Origin of the sequence: Citrobacter sp. UYEF32, from assembly GCF_040546205.1 — a bacterium.
Classification (GTDB): Bacteria; Pseudomonadota; Gammaproteobacteria; order Enterobacterales; family Enterobacteriaceae; genus Phytobacter; species Phytobacter diazotrophicus.
This window is the reverse complement of record NZ_JBEPNI010000003.1, coordinates 226369-249883: the sequence shown is the minus strand read 5'-3', so window position 1 is coordinate 249883 and position 23515 is coordinate 226369. Positions and strand designations below refer to the sequence as shown.

The window sequence follows — 23515 nt, the reverse complement described above, 5'->3', positions numbered from 1 at the left end:
CGGTTTACCTCAGCGCAAAATTAAGGAGATGATAATACCCATTCCGGCATATCACGTCGTTGTAAAGGAGTTTCCCAGTGACGCCAACCGTAATTAACAATATCGAATGTTTTATCACTCGCCCCGACAGACATAATCTGATTACCGTGCGGGTAATGACCGATAAAGGCATCACAGGCCACGGCTGCGCCACCTTTCAGCAACGTCCGCTGGCGGTCAAAACCATGGTCGATGAGTATCTAAAGCCTCTTCTGATCGGCCGTGACGCCAACCACATTGAAGACCTCTGGCAAATGATGAACGTCAATGCCTACTGGCGAAACGGTCCGGTGATGAATAACGCGATTTCTGGCGTCGATATGGCGCTATGGGATATCAAAGGCCAGCTAGCCGGTATGCCGCTTTATCAACTGCTTGGCGGGCAATCCCGGGATGCCATCGCCGCTTACAGCCATGCCAGCGGTGAAACACTGGAGGAACTCTTTGCCAGCGTAGACCGCCTGCGCGAACAGGGTTATCGCCATATTCGCTGCCAGTTGGGTTTCTACGGCGGCACGCCAGCGCAGTTACATACGCCGGAAAACCCAACGCCCGGCGCCTGGTTCGATCAGCAAGAATATATGGACAACACCGTCGCCATGTTCAAGGCGCTGCGGGAAAAATACGGTTTTAGCCTGCACATTCTGCATGATGTGCACGAACGTCTTTTCCCCCAGCAGGCGATACAACTGGCAAAGCAGCTTGAGCCGTATCAGCCCTATTTCATTGAAGATATTTTACCGCCGCAGCAGAGCGCCTGGCTTGAACAGGTACGCCAGCATAGCTGTGTGCCGCTGGCGATGGGGGAGCTCTTTAATAATCCGGCCGAGTGGCACGATGTGATAGTGAACCGGCGTATAGATTTTATTCGCTGCCATATTTCGCAAATCGGCGGCATCACCCCGGCGTTAAAACTGGCCATACTGTGTCAGGCCTTTGGCGTACGCCTCGCCTGGCATGGTCCGGGCGATATGTCACCCATTGGCGTCGCGGTGAATACGCACCTCAATATTCATCTGCATAACGCGGCCATACAGGAGTACATTCCACGCTCCGTACAAACCGACAACGTCTTCCCCGGCGCTCCGGTGGTGAAAGACGGTTTTGTCTATGCGCCGCAAACGCCGGGTATTGGCGTGACCTTTAATGAAGAGGAAGGTCTGCGTTACCCGGTGGTGTACCGCCCGCATGAATGGACGCAAAGTCGCCTGCCGGATGGCGCAATCCACACGCCCTAAATCAGGTGTCGCCTTTACGGAAGGCAAGGTTCGCCCGGTTATGCGGGATCACATAGGTGCAGGTGTAGTTGATGTCGATAATATCGCTAATTTCATACACCCTGCCGCCGTCCAGAATCCCGCGATTACTGATGTGCATCGCCGGGCTGCCTTTCTTGCAACCCAGCAGCGCCGCCTGTTCACGACTCACATTAACCGCCCGGTAGGTCGTCAGCATATGTGAGATTTGATACCCCTTGCCTAAGACATACTGTTGCAGTGAACTCTCAATGATCTGTTGATTCAGATCGGCAAAATCAGCAGCAGGCATACGGGAGATTTCAATTTGTACGGCCTCTTCATCCACAAAGCGCAGCCGACAAAATTGCCAGATAAAGCTGTCATCCGTCAGCCCAAAGATCTGCTGTTCATCGCGATCGGGACGTTTCTTGTGCAGGCTAATCAGCCGAAAACGGATCTGATCGAAACGCTTTTCAGTGATGGAGTTATAGACCAGCGGGTTGTTGCGCGCCTGCTCGTTAATCCAGATCCCGGAACCTTGTACGATCCGCACGACGCCAATACTTGCCAGCTTTTCGACCGCCTGGCGGATGGTAAAACGGGAGACGCCATACTCTTCGGCTAGCTGCCTTTCAGGGGGGAGTTTGCGTGGGCCGGCGTCGTTATTTTGATAAATTTTACTTAAGAGATCCTGCGTCACAAATTCTTTTTTCTTCATCCCTGCAATTCCTGAAAGAAATCACTCATTGACGCGTGTTATAACACTTGCTGGTCTCAAATACGCTTGTTTCTCAGTATCAAACAGGGATTTTTGGTCATGACAAACCGACGATTAGTTAGCCTTATTACAGGCGTACTGCTGTTCGCCGTTCTCTTGCCGGTGGCTTTAAGCGTCTGGCTGGCGCATCGCCAGGCTGAAGAGTCGTTTATGAACGAACTCAATACTTTCTCCGCATTAGTAAAAATGCGTGCTGACCGCGTGGTGAGCCAGGGGAAAACGGCCTTGCGTCAACTGGAAACTTACGATGGTATTTCGTGTAGTCAGGATCACCTGCTGGCCATGCGACGTATCTCTTATACATTCCGTTATGTCCAGGAGGTCATTTACCTCGAAGGAACGATCCCGCTTTGTTCTTCACTGGAGAGAAACAGCAGCAGCGCTCCCTTTCCTGCGCCGCAAAGGGTAACTAAAGATGGTTTTCGCGCCTGGCTGACCAGCCATAACGATTTGGGCCTGACACGTGCAATGGTCGGCCTTGGCACTCGTCGCTATATTGTTATTACCGATCCACTCTCTTTTATTGATGTGCTCTCGTATGGCCCGTGGCCTATCAATATTGCGCTGGTCGGGACGAACAGCGGACGGGTGATTGCCAGCAACCGTACGCTGGATCCGGAGATGCTAAAGCAGATTGACCTCACTACCCCTACTCAAAGGCTTATCGGCGGCGAAGCGTGGAATACGTTACAGGTGCCCGAACTGGGGGTGACCATCATCACCTGGGCATCGCTGACGCCGCTTAAGGAGAGCTGGCATCGGTTATTGGTAATTTGGGTGCCTGTTGGCCTGCTGCTGAGCCTGGTGCTGGCCTTCTTTTTATTGCGCATGCTGCGTCGCCTGCAATCACCGCAACACCGTATGCAGGATGCCATTCGCGCACGGGAAATTGAGATGTTCTACCAGCCAATTGTGACGCTGGCAGACGGGAAGATTGTCGGTGCGGAAGCGCTGGCCCGCTGGCGACAGTCGGATGGCAGTTACCTCGCGCCGGACACCTTTATTCCGCTGGCTGAGCAAACGGGGCTGATGCCGCAACTGACAAAAGTGATTATCGAAAAAGTGTTTGAGGACATGGGACCCTGGCTACAGAAGAACCCGGATCTGCATGTCTCCATTAACCTTGAGCCCTCCGATCTCTTAACCCTGACGCTTCCGGCACAGTTACAGCAACGGGTTAATGACTGGCAAATTTCGCCGTCACAAATCGCGCTGGAAGTGACCGAACATGGTTTTGCCGATCCCACAACCTGCATGCCCACCATCACAGCATTACGTGCGGCCGGACATGCCATCTATATTGACGATTTTGGTACGGGTTACTCCAGCCTCAGTTATCTGCAAAATCTGGATGTCGACATTATCAAAATCGACAAATCCTTTGTGGATGCGCTGGAATACAAAAACATGACCACCCATATCATCGAAATGGCCAAAGCGCTAAAGCTGGCGATGGTGGCCGAAGGTATCGAGACCGAAGGCCAGCTCAAATGGCTTAGCGAACATGGCGTGCAGTACGGCCAGGGCTGGCTATACAGCAAAGCGCTGCCGAAAGACGCGTTTCTGTGCTGGGCAGAAAGCAACCGGAATATCTCCTGAGTTTGTGACCTGTGAAACGGGTTTACTCGTGGAGATCGCGCAATGAAAAAGCCATTCTCACCGCTGCATGATGTGCGCCACTGGCTGAAATACAGTCCGGTGGTGCGCATCCGCAGCGTGAAAAGAGCATCATGACACTGGGCTGGCAAAGTACAGGGTCTCAGACGGCTCTCAGCCGACATACCGCAAGCCCTGCATTACGCCAGAGGGGATGGTTAGAGAAGTGTCCTGAGGCTCATTCGTCCAGCAATGGGACAAAGCCGCCATAAATCATACGCTTGCTATCGAAAGGCATTTGGTCTCCCAGCTCACGCATGCGGGGATCGGCCATCATTTTTTGATTGGCGGCATCGCGCACCTCTTTAGAGGGATATTCAATCCAGCTAAAAACCACCTCTTCATGATCTTCTGCTTTTACCGCCCGACGAAAGTCGGTGAAATTTCCAGCCGGAACGTCGTCGGCCCAACACTCCACAATCCGCGTTGCGCCAAACGCTTTAAACAGCGGGGCGGCCCTGGCCGCGAGTTGCAAATAAGCGTCTTTCTTATCTGCCGGAACCGCCACCACGAACCCATCGACATACTTCATGAGTGAGCCTCCGAAGTGAACCGCGCAGCGGGACGATTCCCGCTGCGTCTGGCTGACTAAGTTTAGCCCTGAGACCAGCAGAAGGTGTAGCGCACGACATCGTCGCTGAGGATAAATTCCGGGGACACACTCGGACTCCAGGAGTCGTCGCCACCGAGCCCCATGTGAAAGGCATCCAGTTGCAGCCAGCATCCGGCCTCTTCGCGCAGCAAATGGCGGTGAGAGGTTTCCCTTAATTGCTGCTGGCTGTAGCGACTCATGGAAAAGTGGAACTGCCCGTTCAGACGATGCGCACCATAATTCACCTCGCGCGTGTCGCAACGCAGGCCATTTTCGGTCGGGAAAATATAGTCCGTATGCAGTTGCGCGAGCGGTAATGTCCAACGACCCTGCCGCGCGGCCAGTTTGCGATCCGGGTAGTTTTCATGCGGCCCAAGTCCCCGCCAACTGACCTGCTCTGCAACCTCAGCAAGCTGACACTGCAAGCCGATACGCGCAGGCGGCGGCACATCCAGATTGCGTTGCACCTGAACATCGCCATGCAGAACGCCATCGCCAGCCACTCGCCAGGTTTTTTTACTGATAAACAGCGTCTGCCCGTTGTACTGCCAGGCATGGCGCGTAGCGATGACCACATCGGTGGCGTTTTCCAGCGCCTCGCACTGCAACAACACTGGCGTCAGGTCATACATTCCCGCCGCTTTCCAGCGCTCCACCCACGCATTGGGATCGATGCGCGTGGCCTCGCTGACGCCGATATCATTGTCCAGCGGAGCGCGGGTAAAGTTATCAAGTACCGGCGCAAGGAGCGTCGGTTGACCATCACGCCACCACTGCGTCAGATGGCCGTTCGTCCGGCTGAACTGCCAGCGATGCACGCCCTGCTCAATCACGAAATGTGCAGTGTCAGTCTGTAACGCGGGCCGCGGTTGTGCGGCTTTTTCTCCTGGTAATGCGAGCGCTGTCGGCAGTTGCCACTGATCCCAGGCGCAGCGGTGCTGGGCGGGTGACCAGCTTGTCGCATCACGCTGATAGATATCCACATTTAGCCAGACGTCCCCCGATTGCGCGGCCAAAGGCGGGCAGTTAAGTTCAATACGCTGGGTTCCCCGCGGGGTAATCGCCAGCACCACCTCCCCTTGCGTCAGCACCTCGCCATCACGGGTAACAGACCATCGCAGAACTTCGTTATCCGTCGAACGGAATAAATACTCGCTCGTTACCTCGATTGCCAGCGGTGAGGTACTGACCCGTTGGAACTGGAAAAACTGCTGGGCGCGTTGCGCTTCATAGAGCGCCGGGTGCGGGGTTCTGTCCGGGAAGACCAGCCCGTTCATGCAGAACTGTCGGTCATTTGGCGTATCGCCGAAATCACCGCCATAGGCCCAGAATGGCTCACCGTTTTCATCGAGTTTGGTCAGCGCCTGGTCAACCCAGTCCCAGACAAACCCGCCCTGCAGACGGGGGTAAGCGCGGAAAGCCTGCCAGTATTTGGCAAACCCGCCGAAGCTGTTGCCCATGGCATGCGCATATTCACAAAGGATCAGCGGACGGGTTTCATCCGGCATTCCGACCCATTTTTTTATCGACCATTTCGGCACCGCCGGGAACGGTTGATCCTGATCGACGCGGGCATACATCGGGCAGACGATATCTGTTGCCGCAGTATTGGCGCCACCGCCTTCGTACTGTACCGGACGTGTTGGATCGGTGGTTTTCACCCAACGATAGAGCGCGTCATGCGACGCGCCATGACCAGATTCATTTCCCAGCGACCAGATAATGATCGACGGATGGTTACGATCGCGCTGCACCATGCGGGTAACACGCTCGCTCATCGCCGGTAGCCATTGCGGATCATCCGCCAGACGGCTCATCGGTACCATGCCGTGCGTTTCAATGTTTGCTTCATCCACCACATAGAGCCCGTACTGATCGCACAGGCGATACCACAGCGGGTGGTTGGGGTAATGTGAACAGCGTACGGCATTGAAATTGTGCTGCTTCATCAGTTCGATATCGCGGCGCATCGTGGCTTCATCGATCGCCTGACCGTTTTCCGGATGGTGTTCATGGCGGTTGACGCCACGGATCAGCAGCGGCTGACCGTTCAGTTTCAGCAACCCTTCGCTGATCTCAACATGGCGGAAGCCCACATCGCACGCTTCCACTTCCAGCAGATGGTTTTCACCGTCATACAGCGCCATCGTCAAACGATACAACTCAGGCGTTTCCGCGCTCCACAGTAGCGGTCGCTCAACGGGCATCGTCACGCTTACGCGTTCGGCCCAGGCTCCGCGCTCATCCACCACTGCGCTACCCGGTCTCTGGCTGGCCTCAGCGATTTTCTCATCCCCTCGCCACAAGGCGACGACCACCTGGCAGCCAGCAAATTCCCCGGCGAGCGTTATCTCCGTTTGCAATTGCGCGTGGGTAAATTCCGCATTCAGTTGGGTGGTGTAGTGATAATTGGCAATGCGGGTATGGGGTTTATGTTGCAGGGAGACATCACGGAAAATGCCGCTCATGCGCCACATATCCTGGTCTTCAAGGTAACTACCATCGCACCAGCGCAGCACCATAACCGCCAGACGATTTTCCCCGGCCACCAGCACGTTGCTCAGATCAAATTCCGCAGGCAGGCGGCTATCCTGGGAATAGCCGACCCACTGGCCATTACACCAGAGATAAAACGCGGAGTTGACCCCATCAAAAACAACATGCGTTTGCCCGTTCGTCAGCCACTGTTCTTCGACATCAAATGTGAGCGAGTAACAACCGGTCGGATTGTCCTGCGGTACAAACGGTGGATTCACCGCGATGGGATAGGTCACGTTGGTGTAAATGGGGGTATCAAAGCCCTGCATCTGCCAGTTCGACGGCACCGGCATTCGCACCGCATCGGTGAGATCGGCCGTAATCCAGCTTTCCGGTACAGATTCGGGTGATGAAAAGAAGTTAAACTGCCAGTCGCCGTTAAGTAAACGACGGGTTGATGGCACCTCATCACGAAGCGCTTCGCCCACATCCCGCCAGCTTGACATTGGCGCGTGCGCCGGTAAACGGTGCCAGTGCGTGATGACCGGGTTTTCCCAGTCCCGACGAGCGAATAACGAACTTAACGCGGAAACAGACATATTGACCTCATTTTGCGAAGCGCTCACAATTTTATGCACAATGCACCGAATCGGCGCTAACGTAAAGGTTTTACGAGCAGCAAAGCGAAAAGGATCACAAAAGCGTTAACGCCGATCGAGCTGCGCGGCGAGTTGTGCCAGCTCATTCAGTCGTCTGGCCAGCGTTTCGCCACTGACGTTAATCGATGTTACCGGTGAGGTCGAGGCGCGCTCCACCAGCGTTACCGGCAGCCGCGTCTGGCCAATCCCGATATCGTCACCGGCGAGGCGTGCAAGGAGCCATTCTACGCTACGCTCGCCCGCGATTTTGAACGCCTGGCGGATGGTCGTGAGCGGCGGTGAGTACCAGGCGCTGTCGGCGGTATCATCATAACCGACCACTGAAATCTGGCCCGGTACTGTTAAGCCCCGCTCCGCGCAGACACGTATCACGCCAAGGGCCATCTGATCGTTGGCGACCAGGATAGCCTGCGGCGGCGTATCTGCCGCCAGAAGCAGATGCCCTTTTTCATAGCCGGATGCCGCGCTCCAGTCGCCGTATTCACAGCCACAGGGCGATAGCCCCGACTCCGCCAGTGCCGCCAGCCATCCTGACATTCTTGCCCTTGCAGAGACCGATGACTGCGGCCCCCCCAGCAACGCAATACGCTGATGCCCCTGCTCCAGCAAGTGCGCAGCGCCAAGCCGTGCCCCCTGGTCTGCATCAAAAATCAGACTGTTGACGGCCGCCGTTTCACTGACATCAAGGAAGAGGACCGGCACCGGGCCTGCCAGTGCCGATAAGGCCTCTGCCTGTTCATCATCCAGCGGAACGTTAACCAGCAGCCCATCGACCCGTTGGGCCAGTAGATCCTGCAACGCAGCAGTACATCCCCGGGTGTCCTGCACTTCCGGCATGGAAATGATCACATTCACGCCGGATTGTGTGGCGCGGGATTTTACCGCCGAGGCAATTTGAGAGGGAGCATGCAGGGCCAGGTCGGAAGTCAGTAGACCCAGCGTTTTGGTCCGTTTCCCCGCCAGTTGCTGCGCCCCGCGATTGGGGATGTAGTGCAGTTCCGCCATCGCCGCCAGCACTTTCTCCCGCGTCCGGGCAGACACATGTTCGCCCTGATTGATAACGCGCGAAACGGTTTGGTAAGAGACCCCGGCAAGGCGGGCGACATCATAGAGCGTAATGGTTTTCATGGCACTCATCTGGCGACGGATTTCGCGTCAGTGTACCCGATTACGCCAGCAACTGTTATGCAGGTGTAAGAAATGCCAGCAAAGCTATACGCGTCAGGCAAACAAAGCGGGGATAAGAAATGTCGACGAGCCAGACTGGCCCGTCGTAAACATCGTCCGTGATGATGAGATGGTTACAACTGAATTATATTTTGTATCATCATCACAAAACTGAGTGCAATTTAAATGACAGTTTCATGACAATACAATTACTGCTGACGCGGAATAGGAAACCCTTTAATAGAAATAACGAAACTATCGCCTTCTTTTTTTATTTTTGCGCCAGCATCACACCAGTCGGTAGCGATGCGAAAGAACTCATCGCTACCAATATTCCAGTTCAGACGAACATGTTTAACAAAACCTGATCGTAACAGGTCACAGGCCTCGCAATAATTGCTGGCCGTTGAGAGCAGTTGTTGGTTCATTTTTTCTTCTTCAGAAGTTTACGTAATGCCTTGATCTCTTTTGGATTTAATGGAGCAGTACTTTCTTCTTCAAGGTGTTGGTTATCGATATCCTCTTCCGATACTCCGCCCTGTTCAACTGACTGAAACGCCAACAGCAGCAGTTTTTCAGTCGCCGTACTGAGGTTCTCATTATTTTCTTCTGCGTAATGACGGAGCTTTTCTTTTAACGTCTGATCAATTTTGACGTTCAATACCGCACTGGTCATGATTATCCCTTCCCGTGTGAAGTTAGCAAAGTATTAATACACGAAGTTAACATACTGATCCAGAGTTATATTAAAAGCTTATGACAAATTAAAAATATCCACAAATATTTTAACCTTGTTTTATGACATTTAAGTGAAAGTAATATTTCAAATATATGACAATGCATTATTAATGTTGGCAATGGATAACGGCAGCCACGGAAAGGGGTGACGGTGGCGTGTTTTTTCGAGGTAGCGTTGGTGTAACGAGTCAGCAAATTGCTTTACTTGCCCTTCGCCAGCACTAGCATAATGCGAATAAGAAGAACCTTAACCGCTAATTATCACTTAGCAAAAAGAGATGCAGGATATGGATCTCTACCCTACTAAAACGGCGTTGGTTTCCTCCGCAGGCAACACCATGGAAATTCAAAAATCGCGCAGCACCGTTACCGGAGGCAACCGCTGAGTTAGCGTTGTAAATCCCGCCACGCCTCGCGGGTGATTTCCCAAAGTTCGGAATCCATTTCACCCGCCACATAGTGTGCTTTTTCGCGACGGACCAGACGCATACCGCTACGCTGCGAAAAATTAACTGACCGTGTGTTCACCGCCGCCTTTGGCGCACGTAGCACCTCTTTATCTAATTCCTCAAACCAGTAGCGGGTCACCGCATCGCTGGCTTCTGACATCAGGCCCTGCCCCTGCCACTCAGGCACCAGCCAGAATCCGCGATTATTATCGGGCAGGTCCATCAGACATATAACGCCAATCAGTTGCATTGGCTCGGCTTTACGCCGAATCGTCCAGTACCAGCCCTTTCCCGCTTCTGCCGCTGGCAAAGCGACATGATTAACATACTGGGCAGCGCCATCGTCCGGATAAGGCCAGGGGATCGTGCCAATCAGGTAACGCACAATCTCCCAACGAGGGAAGACACGTTGAATTTGTTTCGCATCGGCGGAAACCAGCGGCTGAAGGAGTAATCGTTCGGTGGTGAGTTGCGGTGTGGTCACAGGCATCCTTTCTGCATAAGCGGCGGTAAATTGACCATAAAACAGAAAGCGCACAGAGGGCAAGATAAAAGAAGGTACCAGAAATGGGTGGGGGCCCTGCCAGCTACATCCCGGCACACACGTCCTTTGCCTTGGCTGCTTCCTTCCGGACCTGACCTGGTAAACAAAGTAGCGTTGCGGGAGAACCAACAGAGCCCCCATTGAGAGCGTTGTTAACCAACGCGCTGGCGCATTATCCATGTCCCATGCCGCAATTGCAAGCCGCACCCTGACGGATGCCGATTTCTTGCGCAATCTCCCCTTCACAGTCACGACCAGGCTGTTTATGCTGACCTTTCGTCAGTCAGGAAGGCAGTATGGATAATCACGATTCTTTTCCACAGCGGGTATGGCAAATCGTCGCCTCGATTCCAGAGGGCTATGTCACAACCTATGGTGATGTCGCCAGGCTGGCGGGGTCGCCACGTGCAGCCAGACAGGTCGGTGGCGTGCTAAAGCGTTTACCGGAGGGCAGTACTTTACCCTGGCATCGGGTGGTTAATCGCCACGGCTCAATTTCATTAAGCGGACCGGATTTACAACGTCAGCGCCAGGCATTAATGGAAGAAGGTGTAGCGGTATCCGGCAATGGACAAATTGATATGCAGCGCTATCGCTGGATTTACTGAAACCTCCTCTCCCGCAGGAGAGGAGGCACGCACATTACATCTGCGTTGGTGCAGGCGTTGCCGTAGAAGGGCTTACCTGGGTTGGGGATGTTGAAGGCACGGTAGTTGTCGCGCCACCGCCTGACTGCAATGGAATAGCGGTCTGCTGGACCGGAACCAGTGTCAGGTCAGCTTTCGTACCGCCCTGGTTAATGATCGGTTTAACCGTATCGGTTACAAAGACCATTTTGTCATCAATGGTAATAGCCGCACTCAGCAGCAGACGCGCGTTAGGCTGGATGTCTGCCGGGTTAAACGGCAAGACAAAGCTAAACGGCGCCTGTTTACCTTCGGTGCGAACCGCTTTTTGGGCAATCACTTTAGACGGCGCATCGGCCATGGAGGCGTCAGAGACAGTGACGGTCAGGACCGCATTCGGCGGTAACGCCACTTTCTGGCGGATCCATACCGTACCAGAGACGTTAGGTTGGGTTATCGCCGCCGTACTCGCCGCAGGTGCCTGCGGGTTTGGTGCAGGCGTTGGAATGTCTGCGGCTTTTTTTGCGCAGGCAGTCAGCGCTACAGCGACTGCTAAACCACTTAACATGTGCACGAGTTTCATGAGTTCTCCTTATCTTCTATGCACCAGCAAGAATGATTTCTGCCAGAATGTGTGGTTGGACCATCGTAACGTGTTCAAGTGTGGCACATGTCACTGATTTTTGCCTGCAAACCCCCATCTATTCAGATTATTGCACCCATCGGACCACTTTTATTTCCAGGTTATACTGATCAAGGAATCCGCTGCGTCGGTTTTATTTTTATTGAGGACACCTATGAGTCAGGCGCTTACAAATCTGCTGTCATTGTTGAATCTGGAAAAAATAGAGGAAGGTCTGTTTCGAGGGCAGAGCGAAGACTTAGGTCTGCGCCAGGTGTTCGGTGGTCAGGTGGTTGGGCAAGCGTTATACGCGGCGAAAGAAACCGTACCGGCAGACAGACTGGTGCACTCGTTTCACAGCTATTTTCTGCGTCCGGGCGATAGCCAGAAACCCATTATTTATGACGTCGAAGTGTTACGTGACGGTAATAGTTTTAGCGCTCGTCGCGTGGCGGCCATTCAAAACGGGAAACCGATTTTTTATATGACGGCGTCATTCCAGGCACCAGAACCGGGCTATGAGCATCAAAAGGCGATGCCTTATGCACCAGCACCGGAGTCGTTGAAATCCGAAACGGAAATTGCCCGCGAGCTGTCTGCGTTTTTACCGCCGCTGGTAAAAGAGAAATTTCTCGGCGACAAACCGATTGAAATCCGCCCCGTGGAATTTCACAACCCGCTAAAAGGACACGTCGCCGAGCCAACCCGCCAGGTCTGGATGCGCGCCAATGGCACGTTGCCGCAGGATTTACGCGTCCAGCAATATCTGCTCGGCTACGCGTCTGACTTTCACTTCCTGCTGGTTGCGCTCCAGCCCCATGGCGTAGGTTTTCTCGAAAAAGGCATGCAGGTGGCAACCATCGACCACTCCATGTGGTTCCATCGCCCTTTCGATTTAAACGACTGGCTGCTTTACAGCGTGGAAAGTACCTCGGCATCGAGCGCACGCGGTTTTGTCCGCGGAGAGTTTTACAACCGGGATGGTGTCCTAGTCGCCTCTACCGTCCAGGAAGGGGTGATGCGTAACCGCGATGCGGCGGTCTGACCGCAGTACAATAACAAAAGCCTCCCAATGGGGAGGCTTATGTTGCTCAGGAGATAACTCAGTTCGATCAGGCGTTGTAGGCGTTCTCGCCGTGGCTGTTGACGTCCAGCCCTTCGCGTTCCTGATCTTCCGGAACACGCAGACCCACTGTCATATCAGCCAGTTTGTAACCGATAAAGGCGACAATACCAGACCATACGATAGTAATGGCGATACTTTCCAGTTGTACCAGAACCTGATGGCCCATGGTCACGCCTTCGGCATAACCCACGCCGCCCAGTGAAGTGGCTGCGAAGATACCTGTCATGATACAACCTACGATACCGCACACGCCGTGAACACCGAAGACATCACACGGGTCGTCAACACGCAGCCAGCGTTTCAGCGCGGTAACGCCCCACAGACCCGCCAGGCCTGCAACGATGCCCACGATCAGCGCGCCACCCACACCAACGTAACCACACGCCGGGGTGATACCCACGAGGCCAGCAATCGCACCAGAACAGGCACCCAACAGAGACGGTTTGCCGCGCAGCGCCCACTCACCGAAGACCCAGGAGAGGATTGCACCCGCTGTTGCCACGACGGTGTTAACAAAAGCCAGACCCGCAATTTCGTTCGCCGCGCTTGCAGAACCCGCGTTGAATCCGAACCAGCCAAAGTAGAGGATTGCCGTACCGGTAAACACCATCGGCAGGTTGTGCGGTTTAAACGCTTCTTTACCGAAACCGACGCGTTTGCCAATCAGGTAAGCACCCACCAGGCCTGCAACGGCTGCGTTGATGTGAACGACTGTACCGCCCGCAAAATCCATGGCGCCATGGGTTGCCAGCAGACCGCCACCCCAGACCATGTGTGCGATCGGCACGTAGGACAGCGTCAGCCATACCACGACGAAAATCAGTACTGCGGAGAAACGGATACGTTCTGCCAGCGCACCGACAATCAGGCCGACGGTAATACAGGCAAACGAGCCCTGGAACGCAACGTGAATGTACTGATAGATGGTGCCCATCAGCGCTTTCAGCTCAATATTTTTCAGCATCACCCAGTCGAAGCTACCGAAGAAGCTGCCGCCAGTGCCAAAGGCCAGAGAGTAGCCGTAAACCACCCACAGCACGCACACCAGTGCAAACGTAACCGCAACCTGTGTCAGCATAGAAAGGACGTTTTTACCGCGGATTAAACCACCATAGAACAGGGCGATGCCCGGAATTGACATAAACAGCACCAGCGCGGTGCAAATCATCATAAAGGCATTGTCGGCTTTATCGACGACAACCGGATCGGCTGCCATAGCCAGACACGGCAGTAATGCCAGCGAGGCCAGACCCGCTTTTAATAGTGCTTTCTTCATTTTACCCATCCCCTCACTGTGTGCCAGGTATTACAGTGCCGCTTCGTCGGCTTCGCCGGTACGAATACGAATGACGCGTTGCAGCTCGGCAACGAAAATTTTGCCGTCGCCAATTTTTCCGGTGTAGGCCGCTTTGCTAATGACATCAATGACTTCATCGAGCTGATCGTCAGCAATTGCCACATCAATCTTCACTTTTGGCAGGAAGTTAACGCTGTACTCCGCACCACGGTACAACTCAGCGTGTCCTTTCTGACGTCCGAAACCTTTCACTTCGGTCACGGTTAACCCTTGAATACCAATTGAAGACAGCGCTTCACGAACGTCTTCCAGTTTGAATGGCTTAATTACCACGGTAACCAGCTTCATAGATCCCCCTCCAGTCGAAAATCGATAATGGCCGCAGCTAATACGCATGAGATATTGCAAGCGGTGTGCCAAAAATGAAAAACGGGAAAATTTCAGGCTGTTAAGCCGTCTAAGAAGGATGTCATAGCGCAGCGATGAAAATGGGAATGGTTCAGATTGTTCCTGGAAAAGAAAAACGCACCACGACAGTGCGTGGTGCGTTACTTTTTTGCACCAACAGCGGATCCTGTTAGTAGCATGCTTAATTTTGGTGCATCAGGCGATTAGCGATTCTTCTCGAACACTGGCGGCAAGCTCCTCCCCTGCCAGTTGCAGTTGATACATCTGCCAGTAGCGCCCTTTTGCCTCAAGCAGTTGCTGATGCGTACCACGTTCAACGGCCTGACCGCGATTGAGGACAAGAATGGTTTCCGCCTCGACAATCGTCGACAGCCGGTGTGCAATCACGACCAGTGTCGTGTGCTGCCGGACCGCCACCAGCGCCTGCTGAATGGCCTTTTCGGTGCCTGAATCGATATTCGCCGTTGCTTCGTCCAGAATCAGAATTTGCGGCGTATCAACCAGTACACGCGCCAGCGCCAGCAGTTGCTTCTGCCCGACGGAGAGATTATTCCCCTGCTCGCCAAGGCGGGTATAAATCCCCTCCGGCATTTCGCGCGCCAGCCCGGCCAATTGCACCACCTCCAGCGCATGCCAGACCTGCTCCTCGGAAATATCACGCCCCAGCGTGACGTTGGCAAAGAAGGTATCCGCCATCACCACCGGGTCTTGTTGCACCATCGCTACTCCTTTACGCAATGTGCTGTGGCTCAGCGCGGAGAGTGGCCGGCCATCCAGGCGGATTTCTCCTTTGGTCAGCGGGTAGTAGCCCATGAGCAGGCTTGCCAGCGTACTTTTACCGCTACCGGTATGCCCCACCAGGGCCACAAAACTGCGGGCAGGTACATTCAGGCTAATGTCCTGCAGCACCAGACGGTCATCACGATAGGCAAACGAGACATCGTTGATATCAATAGATCCGCTTTTTAGCGGCTCATCGTCGTAGCCATAGGTCTGGCGTGGACAGTCCATCAGCTCAAAGACACGCTCCCCGGCCACTACCGCCTGCTGGAGCATCGACTGCTGGGTCGTCAGCTCAATCAACGGTTCATTCAGGCGACCAAGATAACTGATAAAGGCATACAGCACCCCAACCTCCATGGTGCCGGCCGAGCTAAAGCCAAACAGCATTAACAGGCCGCACAGCACCAGCGCGGAAAAAAGGCTCAGTAAAGGACGCAGCAGGAAGCCATCGAGACGTAACGTCTGCATTCGCGCCAGGTAATGGGAGCGGCTTGCCGATCCCATGCGCTCACCAAAACGCGCCTGCTGGCGAAACTGCTGGATCACGCTCATCCCATTGATGACTTCGTTGAAGCCATCGTTGATATCCGCCAGGTAGGCCCGCATACGGCGCACAATTGGCGTACTGTAACGCTGATATATCAACATCACGATGATAACCGCCGGGAAGATACAGATAGCGACAAGCGCCATACGCCAGTCGAGGCTGAACATCGCCACCAGCATCGCGCCAATCAGCGCCGCACTGCGCAATACTGTCGCCACCACCGTCACATAGAGATCGCGGATCACTTCGGTATCGTTGGTCACACGCGAAATGATCTGCCCGACCGGCTGGGTATCGAAGGCGCTCAGCGGCTGTCGCAGAGCAGCATCCATCACATCGGTACGCAACCGCTGTACTACGCCGACGGCGGCCTGGTTAAACAGTAGCGCCTGGGCATAATGCAGCCCGGCCGCCAGCACCTGCAGGCCGACATAGACAACGACCATCCCCGCCACCAGCCCAACGGGCAGGTAACTTTTCGCCACCATATTGTCGATAAAATAGCTGATCAGCGCCGGTCCGGACACTTCCGCCGCCGCCGCGACCCACAGCATCACGACGGCTTTGGTCAGCGGTTTACGCCAGGGAGAACCGTAGACCAGCAACCGTTTCAGAGTAGGCCACTGTTGCACTAACTTACGCATCAACCGCCTCCTCTGGCGTGTCATCCAGCGCCGCTTCCAGTTGTTGATAGCGATACATATCGCGGTACCAGCCGGGCTGGCGCGCAAGCTGTTCATGTTGCCCGCGTTGCCCGATATGTCCATGCTGCATCACTAAAATCTCACTGGCTTCCGTCAGCGCCGACAGGCGATGGGCGCTGATAATTACTGTACGCCCTTCTCCCCACTGACGCAGGTTATGCAGAATCTGGTGCTCGGTGCGGCCATCTACGGCAGAGAGCGCGTCGTCCAACAGCAGAATCTCTGCGTTCAGCAGCAGCGCACGGGCAATTGAGATACGCTGCTTTTGCCCGCCGGAGAGCATTACGCCGCGCTCGCCGACTTCGGTATCGTAGCCCTGCGGCAGGCGCAGGATATCCTCATGCACGCTGGCAAGCCGCGCCACATGTTCAATCTCGTCCTGCGTCGCCCCCGGTTTACCCAGCGCGATATTATTGGCGACAGTGTCGGAGAACAGGAACGGTGTCTGATTCACCACCGCCAGGCGGCTGCGCCAGTCATCCAGTTTTAGTTGCGTCAGCGGCACCCCATGAAAACGAATGTCCCCCTGCTCAACATCGAAATGGCGCTGAATCAGAGAGAGCAAGGTGGATTTACCCGCCCCCGTTGGCCCGCAAATCCCTAACATCTGGCCAGGTAGCAGGGAGACATTCACATTATTCAAAATCGGCTGTGCCGTTTGCGGATACGTAAATTCGCGAATCGTAATCTGCAGGCTACCGCGCCCTTCCGGAACCGGTTCTGTACCGTCGGTCACCACCGGCGCTTCCGCCAGCATGTCGCGAATACGGCTATAGGCGGCGCTGCCTCGCTCAACGATGTTAAACATCCAGGCCAGCGCCAGCATCGGCCAAATCATTAAGCCAAGATACATGGTGAAGCTGGTAAGCTGCCCCAGCGTGAGCGAGCCCTGAATCACCATCCAGCTCCCGCCGCCAATCGCCAGCAGGTTTGCCATGCCGATAGCAATATAAATGGTCGGATCAAAACGGGCATCGACGCGGGCGACACGCATGTTTTTCGCCCCGGTATCGGCGGCCTCCGCGGCAAACAGCGCCGACTGCCTGTCTTCCAGACCAAACGCCTTGATCATGCGAATGCTGGTCATGCTCTCCTGAGTACGATCGTTAAGCGAGGAGAACGCCGCCTGCGCCAGCTTGAAGCGCTGGTGCAACTGGTCGCCGTAACGTTTAATAAAAATGGCCATAATCGGCATTGGCAACAGCGACAACAGCGTCAGTTGCCAGCTAATTTGCGTGGACATCACCACCAGCACCACGCAGCCCATCACCAGTGAATCCACCAGCGTGAGCACGCCTTCCCCGGCGGCGAACACTACCCGGTCAACGTCATTCGTAGCGCGCGCCATCAAGTCGCCGGTACGGTGGCGCAGATAAAATTCCGGATGCTGGCGGCTGAGCTGGCGGTAAAAATCTTCGCGTAGCTCGACGGCGAGCTGATAGGACGCGCCAAACAGCCAGACGCGCCAGACATAGCGCAGCAGGTAGATGACGATAGCAATCAGCACCAGTGTGCCGACCCACATCATGATCTGCGATGCGGTAAAGTGCTGGCGGGTAACGCCATCGACAATGATCCCCACCACCTTAGGCGGGACGAGTTGTAGAATCGCAATAATGATAAGCAGGCCTACAGCACCGAGATAGCGTCGCCACTCCCGGCGAAAGTACCAGCTTAACTGAGCAAATAATCGCACGCGGTTACATCCTGAACGTGAGTTTTCCGGCTACCGCCGGGAGGGTTATTCAATGGGCAAAGCCGTGGTGTATTTTATCTGTTCCATCGCAAAACTGGATGTCACATCGGACAAGCCAGGTACACTATTGACCAGTTTTTTGTAGAAGTCGTCATAACGTTTCATGTCCGCAACCTGAACGCGTAACAGGTAATCATACTCCCCCGCCATACGCCAGAATCCAAGCACTTCCGGCATTTCCGAGACCACGGCGGTGAAGCGACAGTACCAGTCGCTGCTGTGATGCTGGGTTTTGATCAGCACAAATGCGGTCAGGCTCAGGCCAAGTTTCTCCGCATCCAGCACGGCTACCCGTCCGAGCAGGATACCCTCCTCCTCAAGCCGCTTTAGTCGTTTCCAGCATGGCGTGCTGGTCAGATTAACGGCATCCGCCAGCGCCTGCAAAGAGAGTGTGCAGTCCTGCTGGAGCAAAGAAAGCAACTTACGATCTATTTTATCTAGCATTACGCCTTCCCGGAGAAAGTTTTTCTCTTAACAGTCTATTTCAAAGTTTAAATGGCAACAATTTTTCCTGCGTTTTCCGCTAATCTGGGCACAAAATGATAAATGGAAACGATGTATGAACAGTGACTGGGTTAAGCACGCCATTAACGAAATCAATGCCGATTATCAGCGATCTGCGGACACGCACCTGATCCGTCTCGCGCTGCCTGCTTTCCCCGGCATCAGACTCTATCTGAAAGATGAAAGTACGCATCCAACCGGAAGCCTCAAACATCGTCTGGCGCGTTCACTCTTTCTCTATGGCCTGTGTAATGGCTGGATTAAAGAAGGCACCACCATCATTGAAGCGTCATCCGGTTCAACGGCGGTATCAGAAGCATATTTTGCCCGTCTGCTGGGATTACCGTTTATTGCCGTTATGCCTTATTGCACGGCAAAACGAAAAGTCGAGCAGATTGAATTTTACGGTGGTCGCTGTCACTTCGTGGAGAGCGCCTGCGAGATTTACGCGGCCTCAGAAACCCTGGCGCGTGAACTGAACGGCCATTATATGGATCAGTTTACCTATGCCGAGCGCGCCACCGACTGGCGCGGTAATAACAACATTGCGGATAGCATTTTTCGCCAGATGAAAAACGAGCCGCATCCGGTGCCGGACTATATCGTCATGAGCGCAGGTACGGGCGGCACATCGGCCACTATCGGGCGTTACATTCGCTGTCAGGGCTACAGCACCGAACTGATGGTCGTGGATCCGGAAAACTCGGTGTTTCTCGATTTCTGGCAGACCCGAGACGCCAGGCTGCGTTCCTCGGTGGGTAGCAAAATTGAAGGCATTGGCCGACCACGCGTCGAACCGTCATTTATTCCTGACGTGGTGGACGAGATGTTGCGAGTGCCGGATGCCGCCAGTGTGGCAACGGCGCAATGGCTGGAGACACAATTAGGGCGTCGGGTTGGCGCATCGACCGGCACCAATATGTGGGGAGCCTTACAACTGGCGGCGCGTATGCGCGACGAGGGGCGGAGTGGCTCTATCGTGACCCTGTTGTGCGACAGCGGTGAACGTTATCTTGATACCTACTACAACCCGCAGTGGGTCGAAGCCAATATCGGCGATATTCGCCCGTGGCGGGAAGAAATTAACTCGCTGATAAAATAAAAAAGCCAGGCATTCACACCTGGCCGCTGGAAAAGATCTCATCATTCGGGGGAATAAGGAAGATTAGGTGTATCCAGCCAATGCGTTAAGAAGTGCGACACGGCCTGATCGCGGCAGTGTCCGATAACCGGCAAGTGTGGAAGCGCGGCGCGCAACTGTGGCATGGCATTTCCCATGATCATGCCGCGCCCTACGCTTGCCAGCATCTCTCTATCATTCATGGCGTCGCCGAACGCCATGCAATCCTGCATCGGCACGCCCAGCAGCGAGCTGAGCATGGTCAATGCCGAACCTTTGTTGCAGCCGAGCGGTAATACCTCCAGACAGTAAGAGGCGGAAAAGCATAAATTGGCGCGTCCGCCTAACACTTCATTCATCTGGATCCGCAGACGGCACAGGTCGTCATGTTCACCCACAAAACAGATTTTGGTCACGTCATGGGCAGGCAGTCGCTTGAGATCCACCAACTGGTAAGTGAATCCACTGTAGATATGTTCGTCCAACGCCTCCGGGACAGGTTTATCCGTCATCCAGCCGTCATCGTTAAACGCATGGATGCTGGCCTGCGTATCCCATTTGCTGTGCAGTACGAGTTCAGCCACTTCGGGATCAAGGTCCTGGCGATGTAAAAGCTCCCCCTCCAAAGAGTGGACGCGCGTACCGTTACCGGTTATCAAAAAAGCGTCCAGCGCGAGGATGTCGATGAGCTTGCGCATCTCCAGCGCATGCCTGCCGGTCGCAAAAGTGAGGGTAATGTCGCGTTCACGCAGACGGCGCAGCGTTGCTACAGTTTGCTCACCAAAGCGGTGATCGGGCATCAACAAAGTACCGTCCATATCAAAAGCAGCCAGCCGGGCCATATTTCATCTCCAGATGTGATCGCCGTGTATTGCGCAGAAGTATTGCCTGATATATACGGAAGTAATAGTGAGCAGATAGAGAGAATTGTTCCGGGTTTATGCGACTCCTTAACAGACTCAATCAATACCAGCGCCTCTGGCAGGTCTCATCAGGAGAAGCGCAACAGGTCAGCGTGGCCGAACTTGCCGCACGCTGTTTTTGCAGCGAACGCCATATGCGTACGCTATTACGCCAGATGCAGGAAGCCGGCTGGCTGAACTGGGATTCCCGCTCCGGGCGGGGTAAGCGTGCAGCGTTGCAGTTTTTGCGGACGCCGGAATCCCTGCGCCAGGAGATGATGGAGCAGGCGCTGAATGAGGGCCAGCAGCAAAACGCGCTGGCGCTGGCGCAACTCGCGCCGGAAGATTTGCGCATTTTACTGAACCCCTTCCTTGGCGGGCTCTGGCAAAACGATACCCCGACGTTACGCATTCCTTACTACCGCCCTCTGGAGCCGCTACGGCAGGGTTTTTTACCCGGTCGGGCGGAACAGCATCTTGCCGGGCAAATCTTCTCTGGCCTGACGCGTTTCGTTGACGATAGCTTTTTACCGCAGGGGGATTTAGCGCATCACTGGGATATTAGCGAGGACAAGCTGACCTGGCGGTTTCATATCCGCACGACGTTGCACTGGCATAACGGCGATGTCGTGAATGTTCGCCAGTTACAAACACGTTTCATGCTACTCCTTGAACTGCCCGCCTTACGGACGCTGTTCGCCAGCGTCAAAAGCGTGGAGGCGACCCATTCCCACTGTCTGACATTTACATTGCACCATCCGGATTTCTGGCTGGCGCACCGGCTTGCCAGCTATGCTACCACGCTGGCGCATCCGCAAATGCCACTAATCGGTACCGGGCCGTTCCGTCTGGCCTCATTCAGTAAGGAACTGGTCAGACTGGAAAGTCATGAGCAGTACCACCTCACTCATCCATTATTGAAAGCGGTGGAGTTCTGGATTACACCGCAGCTTTTTGAGCAGAATCTCGGGACCAGTTGTCGCCACCCGGTGCAGATTGCGATTGGCGAGCCTGATGAACTCGTGCATTTGCAGCAAGTGAGTAACAGTGTCAGCCTTGGGTTTTGTTATCTGACACAGCGTATTGGCGCGAATCTCACCCCGGCACAGTCACGACGCCTTGTGCAAATCATCCATCAGACGTCGCTGCTGGAGACACTGCCGCTGGATGAAAACCTCATTACCCCCAGTAAAGAACTTCTCCCTGGCTGGACGATTCCGCAGTGGCCACCGGAAGAGAGCGTTGAGTTACCGCCCACGTTAACTTTGCTTTACCATCTGCCGGTGGAATTACACACTATGGCGCAACAGTTCAAACGTTATCTGGCCGAACTGGGTTGCGATGTCACGCTGATTTTTCATGATGCGAAAACCTGGGATGGGTGCAGTGCGCTGGCGCAGGCAGACTTACTGATGGGCGACAGGCTGATTGGCGAAGCCCCGGAATATGCGCTGGAACAGTGGTTGCGCTGCGACCCGGTCTGGCCCAATGTACTCAACCGTGCGCAATTCTCTCATTTGCAGGCTACGCTCGATGCCGTGCAAAGCGTGGCGGACGAAACTGCGCGTAGCGAGGCGTTGCAGGCGGTATTCAGCCATCTGATGGATGAGGCAATACTGACACCGCTGTTTAATTATCAGTATCGGATTAGCGCGCCACCAGGCGTAGAAGGCATTCGCCTGAACACCCGTGGCTGGTTTGATTTTACCCAGGCCTGGCTACCGGCACCGGCGCGGTGAAGAAGCTGGTCGGGGCAATCCGCACGCGCTACCATATCGCCTTTATGAATGAATACCGGGAATAATTATGAAACGTGCCGTAGTCGTGTTTAGTGGCGGGCAGGATTCCACAACCTGTCTGGTTCAGGCGTTGCAACAATACGATGAAGTGCATTGTGTCACCTTCGATTATGGTCAGCGTCATCGTGCGGAAATCGATGTGGCGCGTGAACTGGCATTACAGTTAGGCGCACGTGCGCACAAAGTGTTGGACGTAACGTTACTGAATGAACTGGCCGTCAGCAGCCTGACGCGCGACAGCATCCCGGTACCGGATTATCAGCCTGATGCCAGTGGTATCCCGAATACGTTCGTACCCGGGCGCAATATTCTGTTTTTGACCCTGGCGGCCATTTACGCATATCAGGTGCAGGCCGAAGCGGTGATCACCGGCGTTTGCGAAACCGATTTTTCCGGTTATCCGGACTGCCGAGACGAGTTTGTCAAAGCCCTGAACCATGCGGTTACTCTGGGCATGGCGAAAGACATTCGCTTTGAAACGCCATTGATGTGGATAGACAAAGCCGAAACCTGGGCGCTGGCAGATTACTGGGGCAAACTGGAACTGGTGCGCAATGAGACGTTAACCTGCTATAACGGCATCAAAGGCGATGGCTGCGGACAGTGCGCCGCCTGTAACCTGCGGGCGAATGGCCTGAGCCATTACCTGGCCGATAAGACCGCGGTGATGGCTGCCATGAAAAAGAAAACCGGGTTGAAGTAACGTACCCTTCTGGGTTCCCGGGTGCGCTGCGGTATGAACCGGGAACATGGCTTCCCCGGGCTACAATTTGTATCCACTGCGATAATCGTGTAGATACTGTGAACGTCTTCAACCTTGTTAACCATGGCTGACTCGTTTTCCCGCATGACAACCACAGCGACATCTTTGTGTCCCCCTGGCGCAGGGCGTGCAGCGAGGGGGTTGAGTCCCCGCTGAAATCGGTGAGACGAAGACCCGATGGCAAGGTCAGGCCGCCAGGGATGGCGGACTGAGGTTTGTC

At 54.5% G+C, this 23515-nt stretch carries 21 protein-coding genes and 1 other RNA gene; 7 read left to right on the top strand and 15 right to left on the bottom strand.

The window, feature by feature from the left end; translation table 11 throughout:
• The first annotated feature begins 77 nt into the window (after positions 1–77).
• Positions 78–1277 carry an enolase C-terminal domain-like protein gene (locus ABIB59_RS09450; RefSeq protein ID WP_354035141.1) on the top strand — a complete coding sequence of 400 codons (1200 nt, stop codon included), beginning with the start codon at positions 78–80 and terminating at the stop codon, positions 1275–1277.
• Between the two features lies 1 nt (position 1278).
• Here the strand turns inward: ABIB59_RS09450 and ABIB59_RS09445 are convergent, their stop codons facing one another.
• Positions 1279–1995, bottom strand: coding sequence for a GntR family transcriptional regulator (locus ABIB59_RS09445; protein WP_041852476.1), 717 nt, complete (start codon positions 1993–1995; stop codon positions 1279–1281).
• Positions 1996–2094: 99 nt separating this feature from the next.
• On the opposite strand from ABIB59_RS09445, the gene pdeB reads away from it, so the two are divergent.
• Entirely contained in the window at positions 2095–3654 is a 1560-nt protein-coding gene (gene pdeB / locus ABIB59_RS09440; protein WP_071195823.1) for a cyclic di-3',5'-guanosine monophosphate phosphodiesterase PdeB, read from the top strand.
• A 235-nt stretch (positions 3655–3889) separates the two neighbouring features.
• Here the strand turns inward: pdeB and ABIB59_RS09435 are convergent, their stop codons facing one another.
• The 7 genes from ABIB59_RS09435 to ffs form a co-directional block, all read right to left on the bottom strand.
• Positions 3890–4243: a DUF1428 domain-containing protein gene (locus ABIB59_RS09435; RefSeq protein WP_041852478.1), complete on the bottom strand. Its 354-nt coding sequence runs from the start codon at positions 4241–4243 to the stop codon at positions 3890–3892.
• A 62-nt stretch (positions 4244–4305) separates the two neighbouring features.
• Positions 4306–7380, bottom strand: coding sequence for a beta-galactosidase (locus ABIB59_RS09430; protein ID WP_354035138.1), 3075 nt, complete (start codon positions 7378–7380; stop codon positions 4306–4308).
• Between the two features lie 105 nt (positions 7381–7485).
• The gene (locus ABIB59_RS09425) at positions 7486–8568 is read right to left on the bottom strand and encodes a LacI family DNA-binding transcriptional regulator (protein WP_125125209.1); all 1083 of its coding nucleotides are present in this window, start codon (positions 8566–8568) and stop codon (positions 7486–7488) included.
• Positions 8569–8816: 248 nt separating this feature from the next.
• Entirely contained in the window at positions 8817–9035 is a 219-nt protein-coding gene (locus tag ABIB59_RS09420; protein ID WP_041852481.1) for a hypothetical protein, read from the bottom strand.
• Positions 9032–9283 (bottom strand): hypothetical protein, encoded by a 252-nt coding sequence (locus tag ABIB59_RS09415; protein ID WP_041852482.1) that lies wholly within the window; start codon positions 9281–9283, stop codon positions 9032–9034. Before ABIB59_RS09415 ends, ABIB59_RS09420 begins: the two co-directional genes overlap by 4 nt.
• A 449-nt stretch (positions 9284–9732) precedes the next feature.
• Positions 9733–10284 carry a GNAT family N-acetyltransferase gene (locus ABIB59_RS09410; protein ID WP_354035136.1) on the bottom strand — a complete coding sequence of 184 codons (552 nt, stop codon included), beginning with the start codon at positions 10282–10284 and terminating at the stop codon, positions 9733–9735.
• Positions 10285–10372: 88 nt separating this feature from the next.
• Positions 10373–10469, bottom strand: an RNA gene (gene ffs, locus ABIB59_RS09405) — signal recognition particle sRNA small type.
• Between the two features lie 165 nt (positions 10470–10634).
• Between ffs and ABIB59_RS09400 the strand changes: the two genes are divergently transcribed.
• Positions 10635–10946, top strand: coding sequence for an MGMT family protein (locus tag ABIB59_RS09400; RefSeq protein ID WP_041852484.1), 312 nt, complete (start codon positions 10635–10637; stop codon positions 10944–10946).
• 34 nt (positions 10947–10980) lie between these two features.
• Here the strand turns inward: ABIB59_RS09400 and ABIB59_RS09395 are convergent, their stop codons facing one another.
• The gene (locus ABIB59_RS09395; protein WP_071195825.1) at positions 10981–11547 is read right to left on the bottom strand and encodes a YbaY family lipoprotein; all 567 of its coding nucleotides are present in this window, start codon (positions 11545–11547) and stop codon (positions 10981–10983) included.
• A gap of 214 nt (positions 11548–11761) precedes the next feature.
• On the opposite strand from ABIB59_RS09395, the gene tesB reads away from it, so the two are divergent.
• Positions 11762–12631, top strand: coding sequence for an acyl-CoA thioesterase II (tesB, locus tag ABIB59_RS09390; protein WP_041852486.1), 870 nt, complete (start codon positions 11762–11764; stop codon positions 12629–12631).
• Between the two features lie 67 nt (positions 12632–12698).
• On the opposite strand, the gene amtB is transcribed toward tesB, so the two are convergent.
• The 5 genes from amtB to ABIB59_RS09365 all read right to left on the bottom strand — a co-directional run bounded on the left by amtB (position 12699) and on the right by ABIB59_RS09365 (position 18651).
• Complete coding sequence (gene amtB, locus ABIB59_RS09385) at positions 12699–13988, bottom strand: ammonium transporter AmtB (RefSeq protein ID WP_041852487.1); 1290 nt, start codon at positions 13986–13988, stop codon at positions 12699–12701.
• Between the two features lie 30 nt (positions 13989–14018).
• On the bottom strand, positions 14019–14357 hold the full coding sequence (gene glnK, locus ABIB59_RS09380) for a P-II family nitrogen regulator (RefSeq protein WP_002891893.1): 339 nt from the start codon (positions 14355–14357) through the stop codon (positions 14019–14021).
• A 255-nt stretch (positions 14358–14612) separates the two neighbouring features.
• Positions 14613–16391, bottom strand: coding sequence for a SmdB family multidrug efflux ABC transporter permease/ATP-binding protein (locus ABIB59_RS09375; protein WP_222555607.1), 1779 nt, complete (start codon positions 16389–16391; stop codon positions 14613–14615).
• Positions 16384–18147 (bottom strand): SmdA family multidrug ABC transporter permease/ATP-binding protein, encoded by a 1764-nt coding sequence (locus ABIB59_RS09370; protein WP_041852489.1) that lies wholly within the window; start codon positions 18145–18147, stop codon positions 16384–16386. The genes ABIB59_RS09375 and ABIB59_RS09370 overlap by 8 nt, the downstream gene beginning before the upstream one ends.
• A gap of 45 nt (positions 18148–18192) precedes the next feature.
• Positions 18193–18651, bottom strand: coding sequence for an Lrp/AsnC family transcriptional regulator (locus tag ABIB59_RS09365; RefSeq protein WP_041852490.1), 459 nt, complete (start codon positions 18649–18651; stop codon positions 18193–18195).
• Positions 18652–18766: 115 nt separating this feature from the next.
• Here ABIB59_RS09365 and ABIB59_RS09360 point away from each other — a divergent pair, with 115 nt between their 5' ends.
• On the top strand, positions 18767–19813 hold the full coding sequence (locus tag ABIB59_RS09360; protein WP_041852491.1) for a PLP-dependent cysteine synthase family protein: 1047 nt from the start codon (positions 18767–18769) through the stop codon (positions 19811–19813).
• A 41-nt stretch (positions 19814–19854) separates the two neighbouring features.
• Here the strand turns inward: ABIB59_RS09360 and cof are convergent, their stop codons facing one another.
• Positions 19855–20673 (bottom strand): HMP-PP phosphatase, encoded by an 819-nt coding sequence (gene cof / locus ABIB59_RS09355; protein WP_354035125.1) that lies wholly within the window; start codon positions 20671–20673, stop codon positions 19855–19857.
• Between the two features lie 98 nt (positions 20674–20771).
• On the opposite strand from cof, the gene ABIB59_RS09350 reads away from it, so the two are divergent.
• Both ABIB59_RS09350 and queC read left to right on the top strand, forming a co-directional pair.
• The gene (locus tag ABIB59_RS09350; protein WP_354035123.1) at positions 20772–22472 is read left to right on the top strand and encodes an SgrR family transcriptional regulator; all 1701 of its coding nucleotides are present in this window, start codon (positions 20772–20774) and stop codon (positions 22470–22472) included.
• A gap of 67 nt (positions 22473–22539) precedes the next feature.
• Positions 22540–23235, top strand: a complete 696-nt coding sequence (gene queC / locus ABIB59_RS09345) for a 7-cyano-7-deazaguanine synthase QueC (RefSeq protein ID WP_041852494.1) — start codon at positions 22540–22542, stop codon at positions 23233–23235.
• Positions 23236–23515 lie beyond the last annotated feature (280 nt).

Coding starts and splice junctions, on each gene's coding strand:
- ABIB59_RS09360 (WP_041852491.1), top strand. CDS start 18,767: ATGAACAGTGACTGGGTTAAGCACGCCATTAACGAAATCAATGCCGAT.
- glnK (WP_002891893.1), bottom strand. CDS start 14,357: ATGAAGCTGGTTACCGTGGTAATTAAGCCATTCAAACTGGAAGACGTT.
- ABIB59_RS09395 (WP_071195825.1), bottom strand. CDS start 11,547: ATGAAACTCGTGCACATGTTAAGTGGTTTAGCAGTCGCTGTAGCGCTG.
- ABIB59_RS09410 (WP_354035136.1), bottom strand. CDS start 10,284: ATGCCTGTGACCACACCGCAACTCACCACCGAACGATTACTCCTTCAG.
- ABIB59_RS09400 (WP_041852484.1), top strand. CDS start 10,635: ATGGATAATCACGATTCTTTTCCACAGCGGGTATGGCAAATCGTCGCC.
- cof (WP_354035125.1), bottom strand. CDS start 20,673: ATGGCCCGGCTGGCTGCTTTTGATATGGACGGTACTTTGTTGATGCCC.
- ABIB59_RS09445 (WP_041852476.1), bottom strand. CDS start 1,995: ATGAAGAAAAAAGAATTTGTGACGCAGGATCTCTTAAGTAAAATTTAT.
- ABIB59_RS09350 (WP_354035123.1), top strand. CDS start 20,772: ATGCGACTCCTTAACAGACTCAATCAATACCAGCGCCTCTGGCAGGTC.
- amtB (WP_041852487.1), bottom strand. CDS start 13,988: ATGAAGAAAGCACTATTAAAAGCGGGTCTGGCCTCGCTGGCATTACTG.
- ABIB59_RS09430 (WP_354035138.1), bottom strand. CDS start 7,380: ATGTCTGTTTCCGCGTTAAGTTCGTTATTCGCTCGTCGGGACTGGGAA.
- pdeB (WP_071195823.1), top strand. CDS start 2,095: ATGACAAACCGACGATTAGTTAGCCTTATTACAGGCGTACTGCTGTTC.
- ABIB59_RS09425 (WP_125125209.1), bottom strand. CDS start 8,568: ATGAAAACCATTACGCTCTATGATGTCGCCCGCCTTGCCGGGGTCTCT.
- tesB (WP_041852486.1), top strand. CDS start 11,762: ATGAGTCAGGCGCTTACAAATCTGCTGTCATTGTTGAATCTGGAAAAA.
- ABIB59_RS09420 (WP_041852481.1), bottom strand. CDS start 9,035: ATGAACCAACAACTGCTCTCAACGGCCAGCAATTATTGCGAGGCCTGT.
- ABIB59_RS09365 (WP_041852490.1), bottom strand. CDS start 18,651: ATGCTAGATAAAATAGATCGTAAGTTGCTTTCTTTGCTCCAGCAGGAC.
- ABIB59_RS09375 (WP_222555607.1), bottom strand. CDS start 16,391: ATGCGTAAGTTAGTGCAACAGTGGCCTACTCTGAAACGGTTGCTGGTC.
- ABIB59_RS09435 (WP_041852478.1), bottom strand. CDS start 4,243: ATGAAGTATGTCGATGGGTTCGTGGTGGCGGTTCCGGCAGATAAGAAA.
- queC (WP_041852494.1), top strand. CDS start 22,540: ATGAAACGTGCCGTAGTCGTGTTTAGTGGCGGGCAGGATTCCACAACC.
- ABIB59_RS09415 (WP_041852482.1), bottom strand. CDS start 9,283: ATGACCAGTGCGGTATTGAACGTCAAAATTGATCAGACGTTAAAAGAA.